This window comes from Paenibacillus sp. NPDC056933 (assembly GCF_042674385.1).
Classification (GTDB): Bacteria; Bacillota; Bacilli; order Paenibacillales; family Paenibacillaceae; genus Paenibacillus.
In genome coordinates this window covers 3,242,091-3,260,181 of record NZ_JBHUQN010000001.1, presented here as the reverse complement: position 1 = coordinate 3,260,181, position 18,091 = coordinate 3,242,091, and the positions used below count along the sequence as shown (strand labels likewise).

Genomic DNA, 18,091 nt, shown 5'->3' with positions numbered 1-18,091 from the left:
TTCGTGTACTCTCTTTTCCGCACAAAAAATACACCTACTAAAATGTCACTGGTTCCCCATTTGGGTATGTCCAATTTTGGGTTCACAATCCCGATCAGGAACTGTGGTATACTGTAGAACTGTTGAATCCAAATAACTGAACAAGCGAGGTAGCAATGTGGAAATTGAAGTAAGCACGTTACATGCATTTTCGGACAAGCCTCTTGGAGGAAACCCCGCAGGCGTTGTTTTACAAGCAGAACACTTATCCGACTCCCAGATGCAGGAGATTGCCAGACAAGTCGGATTTTCAGAGACGGCATTTGTTATGCCATCGGATCAGGCTGATTTCAAAGTTCGTTACTTCACCCCTAGTGATGAAGTTGATCTATGCGGGCATGCAACGATTGCCTTATTTTATTTAATGAAAGCACAGCATATCGTTGAGGTAGGTATGTACACACTGGAGACGCTGGCCGGAATACTTGAAGTGGTTGTCCAGAATAATGGTGAAGTCTATCTATCTCAAGCGCTACCGGAGTTTGGAGAGATTGTTGACCGACAAAACATTGCAGATTCTCTGGGTATTCCTGCACATGATTTACACGCCGAATTACCTGTACAGATTGTGTCTACCGGATTACGCGATATCTTCATTGCGGTTAAACATGTTGATGTTCTGTCCAAAATCATCCCTGACTTTCGGCTTATCACTGAAATTAGCAAAGCTAACCATGTCGTAGGTTATCATGTGTTTGCACTCGAACCAGATGCTAAGGTCGCTCTGGCAGAATGCCGGAATTTTGCTCCCCTTTACGATATCCCGGAAGAGAGCGCAACAGGTACATCTAACGGTGCTTTACTCTGTTATTTACATCAATACAACCAACTTTCAGATCCCCACGATACAACCTATACGATTAGACAAGGATACACCATGAACCGTCCTTCGGAGATCCGAGCCAAATTAACGCTAGACCATTCCAATGACATTACAAAGATTCAAGTGGGCGGAGTCGCGGTTCATATAGAGAACATTCGAATCCAACTTTCATGAATTTTGCGCTTGAATCTGATGTAAAAACCGTAACACGGCTTCTTCCAATTGATTCAGGCCGGGTTGTTCTATAGGGAAGTGGCCCGCTCCTTCCAACACTACGCATTCCTTTTCCACTTTCAATCGCTCAAAAAAAGAATGGCTGAACCGTAATGGGGTCATCGGGTCCAGTTCGGGGTGAACCAGCAATACGGGACATTGGTCAAACTCTTCCGGGTTTACCTCCGGCTTCTTATTCAGGAATGTTCTTAATAGTTCCAGCGGGACACGCGTCGCTGCCGCCTGTGGATCATTCATAATAAGTCGGGTTAAATCCGGATTATTGGTAATCAGTTGCATACGCGATACTTGCTTCACAGAGATTCGTATATGATCCAGTAAAGCCGAGAACTGATCCATCATGCGTTTGCCCCAGCGGCTAACCAGACGGTTCGGTGCAAGCTGGTCACGCATATCAGCATCACTCGTGTCCACAAAGGTTGTTACAATCAAGCCTTGTACGTGCTCACTGCGTGCACTTGTGTGATACGCCAGCATTCCCCCGATGCTGCTTCCCAACGCCACGATCGGCTTGCCGTCTTTCTTATATTCACGATCAGCGAGTGAAACAAGCAGCTTGATCCATAGATCATAATTGAGACGTGTGCCAGACAACGCATAGCTTAACCCATACGGTGGAAGATCTGGCGATACGACCTCATAGCCTTGGAGCTGCAACATTCGGGCATAAGGAGCGAGCAACCTGCCATTGCCTCCGGCTCCGTGAATGAACAGAATTTTAATTGGTGACTCGGGCGCAGGCAGACGATCGATGTGCAGATGAACCCCGTTTGATTCCCACCACTCCTCTTCAGGATTCGCATGTTCCCCTAGCCTGAATTCTTCCGGGAAGAAGGCTTGATACTGTTTCCAGTAATGATGTGATGAATGATATGAAGGCAGATTATCCATGCTTTACATTCTCCTCTTGTCGTAAAACCCATTTAATTCAGTTGCATGAGCATCATCTTATATAACCAAAAAAAGCCGTGCATTGCACGACTTTTCATTCAGCATACTTTTGAGCAGCATGATTCTTTGTAAAAAATCTTCATACCTCTGTCAGTCAGGAAACTGTACATTGCCCGGTACAATATAGGCTCCACCCGATCCACTTTCAGGCAAAGCCACAATGGTATCATTCACTACCTGCCCGCGAATATCAGTGATGCGGATGTTCAGTTTTTCTTTGCCCAGTCCAGTTCCCAGGAAATGATTATAGTCCTGTTTCTCCAGATTGAGCCATGTGCCGTCCTTTTGCTTCACTTCGAGCTTCAGCACCGGATATTTATGATTACGAACCTGGATCGCTGCCCACCACTGACTGCTGCCTTCCTTAATCCGATAGGAGACGTTACCTATGACCGGAGCTTTCACGACTTTCCAACTGATATCGATTTTGCCTGCCTTCGGATCCCCAATCAGGTTAAAGGCATTGGGTGAAAGATCCAGCGCACCACTGGCTCCCTCAGGATACAGATCCGTTACATATACGGTCGTTTTGCCTTTGGGACCTTGCACTTCCAGATACGCTCCCGCCAGAGCAGCCTTGACGCCATTATAATTAAGCTGATATGGATTAAGTGCCGTAATTTTCATGTCCGCAGGAATAGGGTCTAATAGCAGAGCCCCTCCCGAGTATCCTGAACCTGTGTAAGTAGCGTAACCTTTGTATGTATCATTCCATGCGGCAGATGCCGGTAATGCAAACAGGACTAAGCCTAACAATAACGAGGTACCTACCCATTTTAACCGTTGAAATCTGCTTTTTTGATTCATGTCAAAATCCTCCTTGTCGTCAAATACATGCTAGATCGCTAGGTTGCTAGGTTGCTAGATTCGAATATAACATTATTTTACATAAATTATGATTATTTTCAATTTAATTAGCTAAATTGCATCCAAAGTCCTGTCCCAGGCTTGAACCTTCACGAGTATGAAAACAACTTGTTTATCTCACTGGAGTCAGGTGCTTAGACCCGACAATGTACTCATCCATTCCTAAAAAAAGAAAAGCGCCACACCGGGGAGAAATTCACTTCTCCAAGCGGTGTGACGCTTATGGACACGAGATCAGAAACTCAATCCATATTCACATCTGTTGGTTACCACTCCGCTTCACAAGCGCCGCAGAGAGCTGCACAGTTCATCCCGTCTGCCTTCGTTTCATTCTTTTCCTCAAGCGAGCATATTGACTATAAATCCAGGGAGATTCTTTCGTCAGAATCGGGCCAAGCACTGCCAGAATCAACACGTATAACACAGCAAAAGATTGAATGGACGCCATCAGGCCTCCTGCCTTACCGATGTTCGCCATAATGATAGAGAATTCTCCCCGAGAAACGAGCGTGAAGCCCACATTGAGAGAAGCCTTTGGTGTCATCCCGGCCAATCGGCCCGCGATCATGCCCGCACCATAGTTACTGACAATCGTCAGAATAACGGCAATAACAGTCATTCCAACCGCCCCGCCTAGGGATGAAGGTTCAATGGTCAGGCCAAAGCTGAAAAAGAAGATGGCACCAAAGAAATCTTTGAACGGCATAATCTGATGCTCAATTCGGCTGGCATGTCTGGATTCCCCCAGAACCAGCCCCATCATCAGAGCTCCAATCGCCTCGGCTACATGCAGCGTTTCCGAGAAACCTGCCACCAGAAAGAGCAGTGTCATAACCGTAAGCAGAAATAACTCCGATGACTTGATGTTGAGTGCCTTATCAATATACTTGATGCATTTCCTGCCTATAATCAGAAATAGCACAATAAAGAGCAGCGCAGACAGGGAGACAAGCAAGACGCTGAGGAATGAGGTAGCCCCACTAAGTACAAGCCCCGTCAGGATCGAGATATGAATGGCGATGAACAGATCATCAAACATGATCATCCCCATAATAATCTCCGTCTCCGGGTTCGCCGTGCGCTTCAGATCGACGAGTACTTTAGCCACAATTGCTGTGGAAGAACTCGTCATAATACCACAGACAACTAACGTTTCTTTGAGTGGCAGCTCCATGAACCATCCCAGCAGCAGACCGGAAGCAAAATTTAGTCCAACGTAGAACATACCTCCGGTCAGAATGGCTTTACCTGACTTCAACAGACGGGATACCGAAAATTCCAATCCCAGATAAAAGAGCAAAAACAGAATACCCAGCCTGCCCATAAATTCAATAAATTCCGAGCTTTCGATAAAACGCAAATCTACAATGCCGATCTGTGGTGCATGCGGTCCAACAGCCATACCAATCAGAATATAGAAAGGAATAACCGAAAATCGTAATCGTGCAGATATCAGCCCCGTAAGTGTAATCAGCGCAACGGCAATTCCCACTTCGAATATGAGCATATCCATAGGCTAGAGCCGTCCATTGGATAACAACCGTTTTAACAGTTTGATCTGATCCCGTTCACCGGCGACAACAATCGTAGCCCCCGCGGTAAAGGTATAGTCTGGACCCGGATTAAACTGCTTCGTCTTGTTCTTCTCCACCACAGCCAGAATAACTGCTCCTGTTGCCTGGCGGATGTTCAGTTCTCCGATCGTTCTTCCTATACTCTCTGAATGCGGCTCAATGCGGAGCCATTCAATTAACAGTCCCTCCAGCATCACTTCACGCTCATCCTGAAACGTTGGTTTGTACGTCATGCCGCCGACAATAGCCGCTACCGCACGTGCCTCATCATCATCCAGTGTGACCAGTGACACCATGTCTCCCAGTTCTTCAGGCGAATCGCCTGATTCCATGTGAAACAGGTCACGTCGCTCATCATTATGGATGACGATGACCAGATGCTCACCGCTGCGTGTATGCAGCCAATACTTACGTCCAATTCCCGGCAAATCCGTCTCTTTAAAGTGCATTATCTGCACCACCAGTCGGCATCCGGTTCAAGGATTCATTGTTCAACACAATATCCGTAATGCGAACCCGCATGGAGCCAGCCGGTATATTAATCGACCTCACTTCTCCCTTGTGTCCAAGCAGTAATTGCCGACCTACAGGGGAAAGGAAGGAAATACATCCCGCATCAGGATCCGCGTCATCCGGCATAACAATCGTGAACGAATCGGATGTGTGGAAGTCAACGTATTCAAAACGAATCAAACTGCCAATGAGTACCACCGAGTCCAGATTTTCATCCGTTCCGAGGAGCAGTTCCTCCACACATGTCGTATAAGTCGCAAGCAGCCGCTCCATCTGGGAACGTTCCGGATCACGCACGTCAAAATAGGCGTCGAGAAATGTTCTTTTCTCTTCACCCAATATAATCAGCTGGTTTACCAGCTTCTCTCTGCAGTTTTGGCGAGTAGACCTATGGTTCATAATAGATCTCACCTCCTATACAAGCCCTGTTCTCCATGTTGATTCGCATGTTTTTCTTCATGATGTTGTACTCCTCCTTCTTATAGATAAAAAAACCACGGATACCGAGGTCTTACTACCATCTTACCAAAACAAATTTTTTAATCCAGTCTATTCCGTTAACTTCGTGTTATATAACGATAAAAGGGCAGTCCATCCAGCTTCCAAACTTAACCTTTACATCATATGACAGATCCATAGAAGATTTTAATAACGTCATAAAAAACATTTTATGGATTTTCATCTCGTATTTTTATTTGGTTTCCTGTATATTTAACTACAAACTTTTATGCAATTTATACAAATAGCCATCCCAAGACTTTAACACAATAAAGGAGTGCATTGAAAAAGTGTCGACTATAACTAAGGATTCAACTCAAGTAACTGCTGCAGAGTATGTTCATTCCGTTTACGAATCGGTTATCGCCAGAAACCCACAGGAAAGTGAATTCCATCAGGCTGTCAAAGAGATCCTGGACTCGCTTATTCCTGTCATTGCAGCTCACCCGAAATATCGGGAGAATGGCTTGCTTGAACAGCTTGTTGAGCCAGAACGTGTCATTACGTTCCGCGTACCCTGGGTAGATGATCAGGGCAAGGTACAAGTGAACCGTGGATTCCGTGTTCAGTTCAACAGCGCAATTGGGCCATACAAAGGCGGACTTCGTTTCCATCCTTCCGTTTACTCGGGAATCGTTAAGTTCCTCGGGTTCGAACAAATTTTCAAAAATGCCCTGACTGGCCTGCCCATCGGCGGTGGTAAAGGCGGTTCCGACTTCGATCCAAAAGGAAAGTCAGATCTGGAAGTCATGCGTTTCACCCAAAGCTTCATGACGGAGCTGTACAAATATATCGGTTCCGATGCGGACGTACCTGCCGGCGACATAGGTGTAGGTGCACGGGAGATCGGTTATATGTTCGGACAGTACAAACGCATCAGCGGTGGACATGAAGCCGGCGTACTTACAGGTAAAGGGCTCCTATACGGAGGAAGTCTTGCACGTAAGGAAGCTACCGGATTCGGATGTGTGTACTTTGTGAAGGAGATGCTGGCATCCAAAGGACTGAGCTTCAAGGACAGTACGGTAGTTGTCTCCGGTTCAGGTAATGTATCCATCTATGCTATCCAGAAGGCTCAAGAGCTTGGAGCTACTGTTGTAGCATGTAGTGACTCTGGAGGTTACATCTATGATGCTCAAGGAATCAATCTGGATACAGTGAAAAGATTAAAAGAGGTTGATCGTCTGCGGATCAGCGAATATGTTAAAGAGCATCCGCATGCCGTTTATACCGAAGGCTGTGAAGGCATCTGGTCGATCCCTTGTGATATCGCACTGCCTTGTGCTACGCAAAATGAAATTGACGAACAGTCTGCTGCATTGCTCGTGAAAGGCGGAGTTAAAGCCATCGGTGAAGGAGCAAATATGCCTTCCACTCTGGCTGCGATTGACCTTTTCCATAAAGAAGGCGTGCTGTTTGGACCAGCCAAAGCGGCTAATGCTGGCGGAGTAGCCGTATCCGCACTTGAAATGTCACAGAACAGCATGCGGTTGTCCTGGTCATTTGAAGAAGTGGACGCCAAGCTGCATGACATTATGTCGAACATCTACACTAGCTGTGTTCAGGCAGCGGATGAGTACGGCTGTGCAGGTAACCTGCTTGCCGGCGCAAACATCGCTGGTTTCCTGAAGGTGGCAGATGCCATGCTCGCGCAAGGTATCGTCTAACTTCAAGAAATTGGGTCGTTGACTCAAAGAGTGTGTAACATCAGAATTAATCTTACCTTTATTGATGAAGGGCAGTTCCCCATGAGGAGAGCTGTCCTTTTTTCATTTTTCTTTTAACTGAAGCGAGCCGTATAAAAGTTCAACAGAACATATAGATACAATGTAGTCTTTATCCTTACTAAAACAAATAAGCCGCCTAAATGGCGGCTATCTAACAGACAATATGGCTTACGAACGAATGGTTTTCAACGCTCCGCTCCAGGATAACACTTGATCCAACATGCCGTTCAGATTGGTCAAATGCAGATCAGCCGGTTTGAACGTTCCGTTATCAAAATCCGTAAACAGCGACAATGCCGGATGAACACGCACGTCCGCAACTGACAATTCTCCGAGAATGCCGCGCAGATGTTCTGCAGCACGTGCACCACCTACCGAGCCATAGCTGACAATCCCTGCAGCTTTATCGTTCCATGCCTCCCGGGCATAGTCCAATGCATTCTTCAGCGATGCCGAGATGCTGTGATTATATTCCTGCACGATAAACACGAACCCGTCCAAGCTCGCCAGCTTCATGTTCCAGGCAGCAGCCTGTTCTGTTGCATCAGCTTCGCCCAATAACGGCAGCTTGTAATCAGCAATATCCACGATTTCGTAGTTGGCATCTCCACGCGCATCTGCAATCTGTTTCACCCATTCTCCGACCTGCGGACTCAACCGCCCTTCACGTGTGCTCCCAAGAATAATTCCAATGTTCAATTTCGACATGATTGTTTCCTCCTCTTGTGTATTGTTATTTGTTTTTCCGAATAACTTATCCATAAATCCCATATTTACACCATCCTGCATCCGTTTAGTTGATTAGCTTTGTATTAAATATAAGTGACTTAATTTATTTAGTCAAGTAACTTACATAAAGTTTGCAAATTATTTTTTATCTCTATCTATCATATCAATGCCGGTTCCTATTTATGTTGCCAGCCCTTGCAACTACATAAAAAAAAGGTCCATTCCCGATGAATCTGGGAATGGACCTTTCTGTTATTTTTCGTCGTAGCCTTGCTGAACTGTCTGGCATCCCTTTATTTTACAGTGATCAGAGCTTCACCTTGGTTCACTTGCCCCTGCTGCTTCGCCTGAATATCCATATATACGGCTCTGCCGTGAAGCTGATTATTGATCATCTGGATAATCGGGAGAATAGCGGTGCCCATATTTATGTCAATACAAAAGTTGTGGAACGCAGATCCTGTATTCCTCTCGTCAGCTCACCTGAAGAATAATTGCCCTTTACCAGGGAGAACGAAAATATACCGACTTCCCCTGATGGAAGTCGGTTATTTTCATTCATATTGTCGTTCATGAATTAATTCATTTTCTGTTGCATCCGAAGCAGCATCATGACCGCTTCAGCCCGTGTAAGCACATCCCGTGGAGCGAATGTATGGCCTGCTCTCCCTTGGACAATACCGAGCTGTTGCAGGGTCAGCACGTAGGGGCGTGCCCACAGGGCCACCTGATCCACATCACGGAATGACGGTAACGATGAATTCGTCGAATCCGATTCGTTCTTCAACTGAAAAGCTCTAACTACAATGGCCGACATCTCTGCCCGGGTTATGGCAAGATCAGGGGCATAATTTCCATTCGGGTAGCCCTGCATAATGCCTGCTTCACTTACCGCTGATACGGCCGCGAGCCCCCAAGCCGGAATATTCTCCTGATCCTTGAAGCTACGCTGTGTTGCCTCTCTTTCCCTCAAAGGCAATTGAAGCATTCGTTGCAGCATAACGGCATATTCCAGCCGGGTAAGTATTTCATGCGGTCTATAGGTGCCATCTCCATAACCCAGCACAATGCCCTTTTGAGCGGCAAGCGCCATCGCCCGATCAGCCCAATCCGGATGGCCTTCAATGGCAGTGAGATCTTCCCCGAGAGCAGGACCCTCCTCCGATTCAGAAGTCTCCGTCTCACCCCGAACGATATCAATGTAATATTCCTTGGCCTCGTCATCCAAGCCTTTGACACCGATCGTAACCGGATTGCTGCCAGGGTTCAGGTTCACCAGCGTAATATTGCCCTGCTGCGCCGGGGAGCCGTTCACCGTAATACTCTGTCCGATCACAGGCCAATGCAGGGTTACCGCTGAGGTATCTGCTGGCAATGTTAGCCGGTAGCGAAACTGCTCCGGGGAAAATGCAGGTTCAAGTTTGCCTGGCGAAACGTTCAACCCTGTTAAGTTGGACGAGATGGCAGGTGCAGCCGATGCACTTTGCTGTCCCACTGGAGATGAGGGAACACTTGGAACCGATGGTCCAGATGGATTCCCTGGCTGCACAGGAGGTTCCTCTGGAGTCCCTGGAGTCCCTGGATTCTCAGGATTTCCTGGGTTCTCTGGATTTCCTGGGTTCTCCGGGTTCTCCGGGTTTTCCGGGTTCTCGGGCCCTCCCGGTTCCCCTGTAGCCGGATCAGTCTCTTGAACAACATGCAGGGTATAATTTCGTTGATTGATCCTGTCCGCCGCTGTAACTTCAATAACGACGTCCTGCGTTGGCGCAATTACAGGCACATTTACACCCTGACCCGATTGTGCAGACTGTCCATCAACTAGCAGGCTGGCAGCGGGCTCATACGTACTGGCTGTTACCGTAATGGATGATGCATCCTTCGAGACTTGAATTGTATACTCTTCAAGCTCAGGATCGAATCCGGTCAAGGGCAATCCATCGATAGCCAGCTTGTGTAAACGGGCATCTGCTGCATTGGCAGTAAATTGTAGAACCCGGACTTGGCCCGCACCATAACCTTGTTCCCTGTCTTTCCGATACCTTACCCACACCTCTTCATTCCCGGGAAAAGTCGGTGATGGTTCAACGGCAAAGGAAGTATAGCTCACGCCAGCATTGGTTGAAAACTCCATATCGGGCGTTGTGCCTACAATAAGATTGGCTTGATCGTCCACGGCAATTTGTTCAGGCGCAGCAACCCGAAGGCCATACCATCCACCATTGTCGTCCCCGCCTAGAAACGAGTAACTCCCATCAGGGTTTTGTTTGGTGCTTGAACCTGATCCCTTTTCGGATAGCTGGTGAACCCACTGCATATTGCCTACTTCATCGGTTTTCAATACAAGCATGTTCAGATCGCTATCCGTGCCTGATACCACATATCCCCCTTCAACAGCCAGCTTTACGTCCACACCATGGTTTCCTACAGGATATGTCCTCATCCACTCTTGGTCCAGATTGGCATCCAGTTTAAGCAGCATGATCTCCTGTTTTGAGCCAATGACCACATTTCCCGTCAGAATAAACCCAAAATCATTCACCGGCGCCATAGCCTCAATCGTTTCGCTTGCATCCGGTGTACCATATGTTCTCTGATTGATCTGCACACCTGTCACATCGACTTCTGTCAAGAGCGCATCGGTATACCAGCTGACCCCATCCTGTTGGGTCGAACCTCCAAGCAGGTGGGTGCCCTTAAAGGAGCGAAGACTGGCGTGTATAAATTGATTATAGGGCTGCGCATAGGTTGTATTAAATATCTGACTGCTTCCTGGATTCAGCATCACTGCCATCGGGTCCAGTTCACCGTTTGCAGAACGTCGATAACCGGTTAACAGGATCAGTTCATGATCTGTCTTGAGCAAGGAGCTTACACTGCCCTCGACCACTACAGAAAAGGCAATCTCCTGATCCGCATTCAGTTTGCCAATGACGGATTGATTCAGATCATTGTTATCGATTCCTGCATACATGTACTCATTGTCCCGCAGCGGAATAACAGCTCTCACATCGTATTTCGACTCCGCTCCCTCGGTCAGCTGTTTACGCCATAACTCCTTACCTTCCGCATCCGTTTTCAGCAGCGCACTCTGATTCCCGCTCCTGCCTGCCAAAATATATCCGCCATCTTCCGTTGGCTTGGCATCAATGACCGAAAAACCGTCATATCTGGTGACATCCACTTCCCACGTTCGACCACCGGCGTCGGCATGTACGTTTGGTCCATACCCATACAACAGACTTGTCACCAATACTGCAATCCACAAACTAATTCCCGTCTTTCTTATCCGCATTTGTTCTCCCCCACATGACCAGCAGTGTAGTACCTGCAAATTGAATAACCCTATTTTAAGATTAAAATGCAAAGCCGGCGTCTACCCCCCGGTAGAGAAAACAAAATTCCTGATTCGAATTGATCGAATCCCAGTGTAATGGTAAAGTGGTACTGAACTGATTCAATCTGTTTTTTACTATTAAAGGAAGTGTGTATTTTGTCTAACCAACCATACGCCACCACAGCCAATCCTCATTTGAGAGCGGACTGCGAGCAATGTTTCGGTCTGTGCTGTGTTGCCTTGCCCTATGGCAAATCATCCGATTTTGCTTTTGACAAATCCAGTGGTACTCCCTGTCCCAACCTGCGTACAGACCATCGCTGCGGAATCCATACCCAGCTCCGGCAAAAAGGGTTCAAGGGCTGTACCGTGTATGACTGTTTTGGCGCCGGACAAAAGCTGTCCCAGATAACCTATGCAGGCAAGGATTGGCGAGATCATCCGGAATCCGCAAGCGAGATGTTCGATTGCCTGCCTGCCCTGAGACAACTTCATGAGCTGCTCAGTTATCTGAATGAAATGCTGATGCGGCCAGAAACGTCTACACTTCATGCGGCTCTGCGAGAAAGATATGAGGAGATACAGCATCTTGCCAATCTGGAGCCATCGGCCCTGCTGCGCCTGGACATTCCAGCTCATCGTGCGAGGGTGAACGAGCTTTTGGTCAAGGCAAGTACATTGGTACGCGCCAGTGCACCACCTACGAGTCGTGAACATGGAAAGGGAAAGCAGAAGAGCCAAAAACGTACTGGAAGTGACTTCATAGGAGCGAATCTGACAGGGGTTGATCTGCGGGGCGCCAGCTTCCGGGGTGCTCTGATGATCGCTTGTGATCTGCGCAATGCGGACCTGCGACATGCCGATTGGATCGGTGCCGACTTGCGTGATGCCCATCTTGGCGGAGCGGATCTGACCGGCGGCATTTTCCTGACGCAATCCCAGATCAATGCAGCTAAGGGCAACGCCCGCACCAAGCTGCCGGTCCATCTGCATATGCCTGAGCATTGGTCATAGGCATGATTCAGCCAAGACGCGTAGAGCAGATTGTACAGCAAATAGCCCGTCCTTCTTTAGGCGAAGGGCGGGCTGCTATTTTCTATTTTACAAAGATAAAAAAGCCGTTCAAATGCAATGCCCTGTGACTTGCATTACCGTATTATAACAGGTCGCGGCGAAGGTCCTCAGCCGACTTCGGAGACAGGTGACCCAGCGGAATATCAAATACCGTTTTCGCACCCTTCTGCCCTTCCAGGCTCAGACGCTGTGCAGCTCGGGCATACGCCACAAGCACGCTCGCTGTGAATTCCGGGTTGCTGTCCAGCTTCAGACCAAATTCAATAATTTGTTTCTGGCCTGCGCCTGTAACTCCACTGCGAATGACAAACCCGCCATGCGGCATGCCTTCGTGCTCAGCCTTTAGCTGCTCCTCAGTAATGAACGTCACCGTAGTATCGTAATCCGAGAAATAGTTCGGCATGGATACAATCGTTTCACGAATTTCATCCTGATTGGCACCCTCTTCAGCCACCACATAGCATTGACGCAAATGCTTCTCGCGTGTGGACAGTTCAGGTGTCTCTCCGGCACGAATGCGGTTAATCACTTCTTCGACAGGTACGGTGTACTGAACACCAGCTTTAACACCTGGAACACGGCGGATGGCATCCGAGTGCCCTTGGCTGACCCCTTTGCCCCAGAATGTGTATTCTTTGCCTTCTGGCAGAATGGATTGCGCAAGCAGACGGTTCATCGAGAACAAACCCGGGTCCCATCCTGTCGAGATGACACTCACATGTCCACCTTGCTCTGCCGCAGCATGAACTTCCTTATAGAATTCAGGGATTTTGGCATGTGTATCGAAGCTGTCTACCGTATTGAACAATTTGGCGATGGCAGGCGTCTGTTCCGGAAGATCCGTTGCCGAGCCGCCACATAGAATCATGACATCAATTTTGCCTATGTATTGCTCAGCCGCAGAGATATGCTCGAAACGAACCTCTGTGCCTTCAGCGACCATCTGCTCCGGATTACGACGCGTAAAGACCGCAACCAGTTCCAGATCCTCATTTTGTGAAATGGCTTTCTCCACACCTTTACCCAGGTTACCGTACCCTACGATACCAACTTTAATCATGTTCAATCCTCTCCTGTCTTCATCTATAGTTGCCTACTACTCTAGTATAATGATATAACATACCATGTAACTTGTCAGGTTTCCAGTAGGTAAAGGCTATTTCAACAGAAATTCGCTATCGCATTTTGCTAAACGCGTTCCCCCTTGTTCTAATCATGTTCAATCGAATGCATATCAGGAAAGGCATTTACAGGGGATGTTGCCCCTACAACCGATACGATCAAAACCGTTAAGGATAACAGGCAACTTGCCAATAGGATGGACAGAAAGCGGGCGACAACGCTTATATTTTTCATCCAGCTCTCCCGTTCATTACTCATTGAACGAGTGCGCTATCTTCAGAAATTCTGCGGCTACTTGACCGGATACTCGCAGCAACGGATGAATCTCCTCCGTCACGGTTTCCAACCCGCGAAGGCGATCCGTAAAGTCGCTGTACCCGTAACCAAAATGATCATCCATTGCAAGTTTCATATGCGACTTCAACGGTTCATACAACGAACTGAAACCCATAGGGTTAGGCGCCCCCCACTCTGAGGCAAACACCATCGTTGCGCCATCTTTTCCTGCTGTGTAGAGATCCATATTGGAACCGCTCATTTCGTCGTATGTGCCTGATGGGGAATAAGCCTTCATATCCTGCGTCGATTGATAAGCCTCATATGCCGTACCCGTCAGCAGTACAAGTCCTGCGGCCAGCATCAACCCTCCCAGCACTTTCAATCCTCGATGTAATCCTTTATTCATTCATCCTCAACCCCTTACTCCCAGGTTCATCTATATGTATGCTTCAATCCTAACCAAGAACTGGTGGAAACGGAACAATCCAGGGTCCAGTTCGTTCCCCAACCAAAGTCCAGTTTCTCTCCCCTACCTGTGGCGTAAAAAGATGTTACGCCTTCCTGTCCTGCGGGGATGGATACCATGCCAAAAAACCGCAAATCTCCGATGACGGAAACTTGCGGTAGCACTTTTTTAATGATCATAAACCGACTTCTTCCCGGCCATCTTGCAGCTACAGCTCCAGTGTTAGACCCACCGGGCAATGATCACTACCCATGACATGACAATCGATATGTGCGTCTTTCACCTTCGAAGTCAGTTGATTGGACACCAGAAAATAGTCGATACGCCAGCCCACATTCCGCTCTCTGACCTTCGGCATATAAGACCACCAGCTATACACATCCGTCCGATCCGGATACAGATGGCGGAAACTGTCCACATATCCTGCGGCCAGCAGATCGGTCATCTTGGCTCGCTCTTCGAGTGTAAACCCCGAGTTGCCCAGATTGGACTTTGGATTCTTCAGATCGATCTCCTGATGGGCTACATTCAGGTCTCCACACATGATCACCGGCTTGGTCTGCTCCAATTGCAGCACATATTCCCGGAATCGATCCTCCCATTCCAGTCGGTAAGGAAGCCGGGTCAGATCCCGCTTCGCGTTGGGGGTATACACATTGATCAGGTAAAAATGGTCAAACTCCAGCGTAATCATCCGGCCTTCCGGCTCGCTGTCTTCCTCTATCCCGTACCAGACGGATAACGGCTTGATTCGAGTAAATATGGCAGTGCCGGAGTATCCTTTTTTCACTGCATAATTCCAGTATTGATACACGTCTTCTCCCAGATCCATCTCGATCTGTCCTGCCTGCAGCTTGGTCTCCTGCACACAGAAAATATCGGCCTGACTCTCGTTATAATAATCCATGAATCCTTTGGTTACACATGCCCGTAATCCATTGACATTCCAGGACACCAGCTTCATATCCTCATCTCCTCACATCTCTCCAATATAGCATGCGCGAATTCGGAAGGACAAGCAGATGAAGAGGAATTCCCGTGTTTTTGTCGAATTATGGGGGATATACTCCGAATGATCATGAAAGGAAACATATATGTTGATGACCCTTCAATCCAAGCTGAGTTTGCCTTACCTCCATGTTCCCACACTGGAGCGTGAACGTCTGAATCACCTACTGGCTGAAGGACTTTTTCGAAAATTAACGCTGGTCACTTCGCCTGCCGGATATGGGAAGACAACGCTGGTCAGCCGCTGGTGCAGCCAGATCACACAGCCGTTGGTGTGGATATCACTGGATGCCGGAGATAACGAGCTTATCCGATTCTGGCAATATATCGCTGCCGGTATTCAAACCGCCCTGCCTGAATTCGGTGTGAAGATTAACGCGTTCAACCACCTGCTCCTCAGTGGCGACAACGAGATGGCGACGGTATATCTATTGAATGAACTCAGTCGAATGGCAGGGCCGCTGGTTATCGTGCTGGACGATTTCCATTTCATTCAGGCGGATGAAATCAGGCACGCCTTTGCTTATTTCCTTGAATTCATGCCTGCCAGCCTGCATGTTATTCTGATCAGCCGTGAACTGCCCGATCTTTCACTTGCCAAACTGGAGCTTGAACAGGCGGTGCTCCGGATTGAAGCCGATGATATGCGGTTTACGGAGGTAGAAGGAATATTGTTTTTCCGTGATCTGATGAAACTGGAGCTGCCCGAACAGACCTCACGTTCCTTCGTGGATCGTACCGAAGGTTGGATTGCTGCATTGAAGCTTGCTGCTCTCGCGATGGAAAAGCATAGCTCACACCACGTGCTCAAAGAGCTTACGAGCAACCCTCGCTTGTTTGAATCTTACTTGCTGGAGGAAGTATTCCGCGACCTTGCTCCGGTAATGCAGCAATTTCTGATGGACTGCAGTGTGTTGCCACGCTTCAACGCCGCTCTGTGCGGTGCCGTCAGCCAGCACCCGCAGCCCGGAATTATGCTGGAAGAAGCCGAGAAATCAGGCCTGTTTCTGATTCCGCTACATGATGCAGGAGGCTGGTATCGTTTTCACCCCCTGTTCTCCGCTTTTTTGCTCGCTCACCTCATGAAGTTATATCCCGGCAGGGAGAATGAACGACGACGCAGGGCTGCCGAGTGGTGCATGTCGCAGCACATGCCCGAAGAAGCCATAGAGCAATGGCTAGCCGCAGGCGATTATGATCAGGTGGCCGATCTGCTGGAGAACATGGCGGATCGTACCCTCATGCGTGAATGGTCGACGATTGGTAGCTGGCTGGGGGCTTTGCCTGAATACGTGCTGCTTGCCCGGCCCACCCTGCACTTCTCTTATATACTCTCGCTCCTGTTCGGACGCCAAAGTATACGCTTTGAATCCGAGCTACGCAAAATGGAACGCAGGCTTGCCTCAGACGGGGCGAACTGGACTGAAACCGAGCGTCAATCGGTATCCGGCAATCTGGTGCTGATGCGTTCGCTCTACTCGACGTTCAACGAACAGAACAATCTGGCTGCACTGAACAATCTTCAGCGGTTCCAGGAGCATCTGCCCCATATGGGCAACTTTATTCTTGGTATGTTTGACGGGCCAGCCCATCCTACCATGCTTGGTGCATTCCGTGGTCAACTCGGACAGCTTGCCAAGTCTATCGCAGAGCCCTTTCTGCTGCACATTATCGAACTGATGCGCAATCTGAATCAACCTGTGCTGGCTTGGCTCTATATTGGATTCGGCGAGTTGCACTATCACTGGAATGAAATGGACCAAGCACAGCATTATATTCAACTGGGCATGGAAGCCGCTGATCAGTTTGAAGATACACAACATCGCGCAAGCATCCGCCTTCCCGGCTGGATCTACATGGCGCGCAGCCTGACTCTTCAGCAACGGCATCAAGAAGCGGTGCAATACCTGAACGAAGCAGTGGCTGAACTGGAAGAGCATCAGATGGATGATGCCGTCATTCACGTGCAGGCAGAGCTCGCTCGCATGCTCCTGATGAATGGTGATACCAGACAGGCCATCGACTGGATTGGTCGGTGGAAACTTGCTGCCACAGATCCCATCTCCATCTATCATTTGCATATCTATTTGCAATTGGCACGATTTCTCATCCTAATGGGCAAAACAGAGCAGGCCCTGCCGCTGATTGAACGGCTAGATCAACTGACTGAACAGGAGAAACGCCCCATCGAAGCCATTGAAGCCAATCTGCTTCATGCACTCGCATTCTCCGGCTCGGGACGAATGGATGCCGCACTGATCTATATGGGCCAAGCGCTTCATCTGGCAGAGGCCGAAGACTTTATTGCCCTGTTTTTGCAAGAGAACGCTGCCTCAGCCGGGTTGATCCAGTCCTATATGCAGCTGAAGCCCAGACATGAACGGAGCATCAGAAATAAACCGTCCACCTCTTATGTGAAGCAGGTGCTTCAGGCCTTCAATCCCCGCCCTCTTTTCGGGCAGGATTCCACGGCTCCCCACCTGATGGAAACCATCGCTTCACTCACCCCGAAAGAGCGGCTGGTACTGATCCATATGTCACATGGACATGCAAACCGTGAAATTGCGAGCCGAATGAATATTGGGACGGGCACCATAAAAACACATATCAATCGCATATACAGCAAGCTTGGCGTCACGTCCAGACTGGAAGCCATTGGTAAGGCGCTGGAAGCCGGATTAAACGAAGAATGAAGATGACGGAAGGATGACACACCAAGTCGGTCAAGTCGATCAGTCAGGTCAAACATACCGAAACAGGCTAACCAGCACATTCTGGTTAGCCTGCTCATACACAGGGCGGATCATGATCGGCCTTCATGCAGCCGCGGAGCACCGCGGCTTTTTCATAGCT

The 18,091-nt window shown here is 48.5% G+C and carries 17 protein-coding genes; 5 read left to right on the top strand and 12 right to left on the bottom strand.

The window, feature by feature from the left end; translation table 11 throughout:
* Positions 1-157: 157 nt before the first annotated feature.
* Positions 158-1,036, top strand: a complete 879-nt coding sequence (locus tag ACFTRD_RS14430) for a PhzF family phenazine biosynthesis protein (protein ID WP_379380873.1) — start codon at positions 158-160, stop codon at positions 1,034-1,036.
* Here ACFTRD_RS14430 and ACFTRD_RS14425 read toward each other — a convergent pair.
* The 5 genes from ACFTRD_RS14425 to ACFTRD_RS14405 all read right to left on the bottom strand — a co-directional run bounded on the left by ACFTRD_RS14425 (position 1,031) and on the right by ACFTRD_RS14405 (position 5,400).
* Positions 1,031-1,987 carry an alpha/beta hydrolase gene (locus ACFTRD_RS14425; RefSeq protein ID WP_379380871.1) on the bottom strand — a complete coding sequence of 319 codons (957 nt, stop codon included), beginning with the start codon at positions 1,985-1,987 and terminating at the stop codon, positions 1,031-1,033. The two genes, ACFTRD_RS14430 and ACFTRD_RS14425, sit on opposite strands and share 6 nt — an antisense overlap.
* 150 nt (positions 1,988-2,137) lie before the next feature.
* Entirely contained in the window at positions 2,138-2,854 is a 717-nt protein-coding gene (gene exlX / locus ACFTRD_RS14420) for an expansin ExlX (protein WP_379380869.1), read from the bottom strand.
* 367 nt (positions 2,855-3,221) lie between these two features.
* On the bottom strand, positions 3,222-4,427 hold the full coding sequence (locus ACFTRD_RS14415; RefSeq protein ID WP_379380867.1) for a cation:proton antiporter: 1,206 nt from the start codon (positions 4,425-4,427) through the stop codon (positions 3,222-3,224).
* 3 nt (positions 4,428-4,430) lie between these two features.
* Positions 4,431-4,937 carry a cation:proton antiporter regulatory subunit gene (locus ACFTRD_RS14410; RefSeq protein ID WP_192269655.1) on the bottom strand — a complete coding sequence of 169 codons (507 nt, stop codon included), beginning with the start codon at positions 4,935-4,937 and terminating at the stop codon, positions 4,431-4,433.
* Complete coding sequence (locus tag ACFTRD_RS14405) at positions 4,927-5,400, bottom strand: GreA/GreB family elongation factor (RefSeq protein WP_379380865.1); 474 nt, start codon at positions 5,398-5,400, stop codon at positions 4,927-4,929. Before ACFTRD_RS14405 ends, ACFTRD_RS14410 begins: the two co-directional genes overlap by 11 nt.
* Positions 5,401-5,789: 389 nt before the next feature.
* Here ACFTRD_RS14405 and gdhA point away from each other — a divergent pair, with 389 nt between their 5' ends.
* A complete protein-coding gene (gdhA, locus tag ACFTRD_RS14400; protein ID WP_379380863.1) occupies positions 5,790-7,166 on the top strand; it encodes an NADP-specific glutamate dehydrogenase in 1,377 nt (458 codons plus the stop codon).
* Between the two features lie 228 nt (positions 7,167-7,394).
* Here gdhA and ACFTRD_RS14395 read toward each other — a convergent pair whose 3' ends face one another.
* Positions 7,395-7,934, bottom strand: coding sequence for an NADPH-dependent FMN reductase (locus ACFTRD_RS14395; protein WP_379380861.1), 540 nt, complete (start codon positions 7,932-7,934; stop codon positions 7,395-7,397).
* A 248-nt stretch (positions 7,935-8,182) separates the two neighbouring features.
* On the opposite strand from ACFTRD_RS14395, the gene ACFTRD_RS14390 reads away from it, so the two are divergent.
* Entirely contained in the window at positions 8,183-8,449 is a 267-nt protein-coding gene (locus tag ACFTRD_RS14390) for a hypothetical protein (protein WP_379380859.1), read from the top strand.
* Positions 8,450-8,532: 83 nt separating this feature from the next.
* Here ACFTRD_RS14390 and ACFTRD_RS14385 read toward each other — a convergent pair whose 3' ends face one another.
* A complete protein-coding gene (locus tag ACFTRD_RS14385) occupies positions 8,533-11,247 on the bottom strand; it encodes an S-layer homology domain-containing protein (protein WP_379380857.1) in 2,715 nt (904 codons plus the stop codon).
* 198 nt (positions 11,248-11,445) lie between these two features.
* Between ACFTRD_RS14385 and ACFTRD_RS14380 the strand changes: the two genes are divergently transcribed.
* Complete coding sequence (locus ACFTRD_RS14380; protein ID WP_379380855.1) at positions 11,446-12,303, top strand: pentapeptide repeat-containing protein; 858 nt, start codon at positions 11,446-11,448, stop codon at positions 12,301-12,303.
* 142 nt (positions 12,304-12,445) lie between these two features.
* On the opposite strand, the gene ACFTRD_RS14375 is transcribed toward ACFTRD_RS14380, so the two are convergent.
* The 5 genes from ACFTRD_RS14375 to ACFTRD_RS14355 form a co-directional block, all read right to left on the bottom strand.
* A complete protein-coding gene (locus tag ACFTRD_RS14375) occupies positions 12,446-13,423 on the bottom strand; it encodes a diaminopimelate dehydrogenase (RefSeq protein ID WP_379380852.1) in 978 nt (325 codons plus the stop codon).
* 149 nt (positions 13,424-13,572) lie between these two features.
* Complete coding sequence (locus tag ACFTRD_RS14370) at positions 13,573-13,719, bottom strand: hypothetical protein (RefSeq protein ID WP_379380850.1); 147 nt, start codon at positions 13,717-13,719, stop codon at positions 13,573-13,575.
* A 16-nt stretch (positions 13,720-13,735) separates the two neighbouring features.
* Positions 13,736-14,170, bottom strand: a complete 435-nt coding sequence (locus ACFTRD_RS14365; protein ID WP_379380848.1) for a hypothetical protein — start codon at positions 14,168-14,170, stop codon at positions 13,736-13,738.
* Positions 14,171-14,196: 26 nt separating this feature from the next.
* Complete coding sequence (locus tag ACFTRD_RS14360; protein WP_379380846.1) at positions 14,197-14,409, bottom strand: hypothetical protein; 213 nt, start codon at positions 14,407-14,409, stop codon at positions 14,197-14,199.
* A gap of 29 nt (positions 14,410-14,438) precedes the next feature.
* A complete protein-coding gene (locus ACFTRD_RS14355) occupies positions 14,439-15,194 on the bottom strand; it encodes an exodeoxyribonuclease III (RefSeq protein ID WP_192269700.1) in 756 nt (251 codons plus the stop codon).
* A 130-nt stretch (positions 15,195-15,324) separates the two neighbouring features.
* Here ACFTRD_RS14355 and ACFTRD_RS14350 point away from each other — a divergent pair, with 130 nt between their 5' ends.
* Entirely contained in the window at positions 15,325-17,931 is a 2,607-nt protein-coding gene (locus ACFTRD_RS14350) for a winged helix-turn-helix domain-containing protein (protein WP_379380843.1), read from the top strand.
* Positions 17,932-18,091: the final 160 nt, after the last annotated feature.

Coding starts and splice junctions, on each gene's coding strand:
- ACFTRD_RS14425 (WP_379380871.1), bottom strand. CDS start 1,987: ATGGATAATCTGCCTTCATATCATTCATCACATCATTACTGGAAACAG.
- exlX (WP_379380869.1), bottom strand. CDS start 2,854: ATGAATCAAAAAAGCAGATTTCAACGGTTAAAATGGGTAGGTACCTCG.
- ACFTRD_RS14415 (WP_379380867.1), bottom strand. CDS start 4,427: ATGGATATGCTCATATTCGAAGTGGGAATTGCCGTTGCGCTGATTACA.
- ACFTRD_RS14410 (WP_192269655.1), bottom strand. CDS start 4,937: ATGCACTTTAAAGAGACGGATTTGCCGGGAATTGGACGTAAGTATTGG.
- ACFTRD_RS14405 (WP_379380865.1), bottom strand. CDS start 5,400: ATGAACCATAGGTCTACTCGCCAAAACTGCAGAGAGAAGCTGGTAAAC.
- ACFTRD_RS14395 (WP_379380861.1), bottom strand. CDS start 7,934: ATGTCGAAATTGAACATTGGAATTATTCTTGGGAGCACACGTGAAGGG.
- ACFTRD_RS14390 (WP_379380859.1), top strand. CDS start 8,183: ATGAATCTGGGAATGGACCTTTCTGTTATTTTTCGTCGTAGCCTTGCT.
- ACFTRD_RS14385 (WP_379380857.1), bottom strand. CDS start 11,247: ATGCGGATAAGAAAGACGGGAATTAGTTTGTGGATTGCAGTATTGGTG.
- ACFTRD_RS14375 (WP_379380852.1), bottom strand. CDS start 13,423: ATGATTAAAGTTGGTATCGTAGGGTACGGTAACCTGGGTAAAGGTGTG.
- ACFTRD_RS14370 (WP_379380850.1), bottom strand. CDS start 13,719: ATGAAAAATATAAGCGTTGTCGCCCGCTTTCTGTCCATCCTATTGGCA.
- ACFTRD_RS14365 (WP_379380848.1), bottom strand. CDS start 14,170: ATGAATAAAGGATTACATCGAGGATTGAAAGTGCTGGGAGGGTTGATG.
- ACFTRD_RS14360 (WP_379380846.1), bottom strand. CDS start 14,409: ATGATCATTAAAAAAGTGCTACCGCAAGTTTCCGTCATCGGAGATTTG.
- ACFTRD_RS14355 (WP_192269700.1), bottom strand. CDS start 15,194: ATGAAGCTGGTGTCCTGGAATGTCAATGGATTACGGGCATGTGTAACC.
- ACFTRD_RS14350 (WP_379380843.1), top strand. CDS start 15,325: ATGTTGATGACCCTTCAATCCAAGCTGAGTTTGCCTTACCTCCATGTT.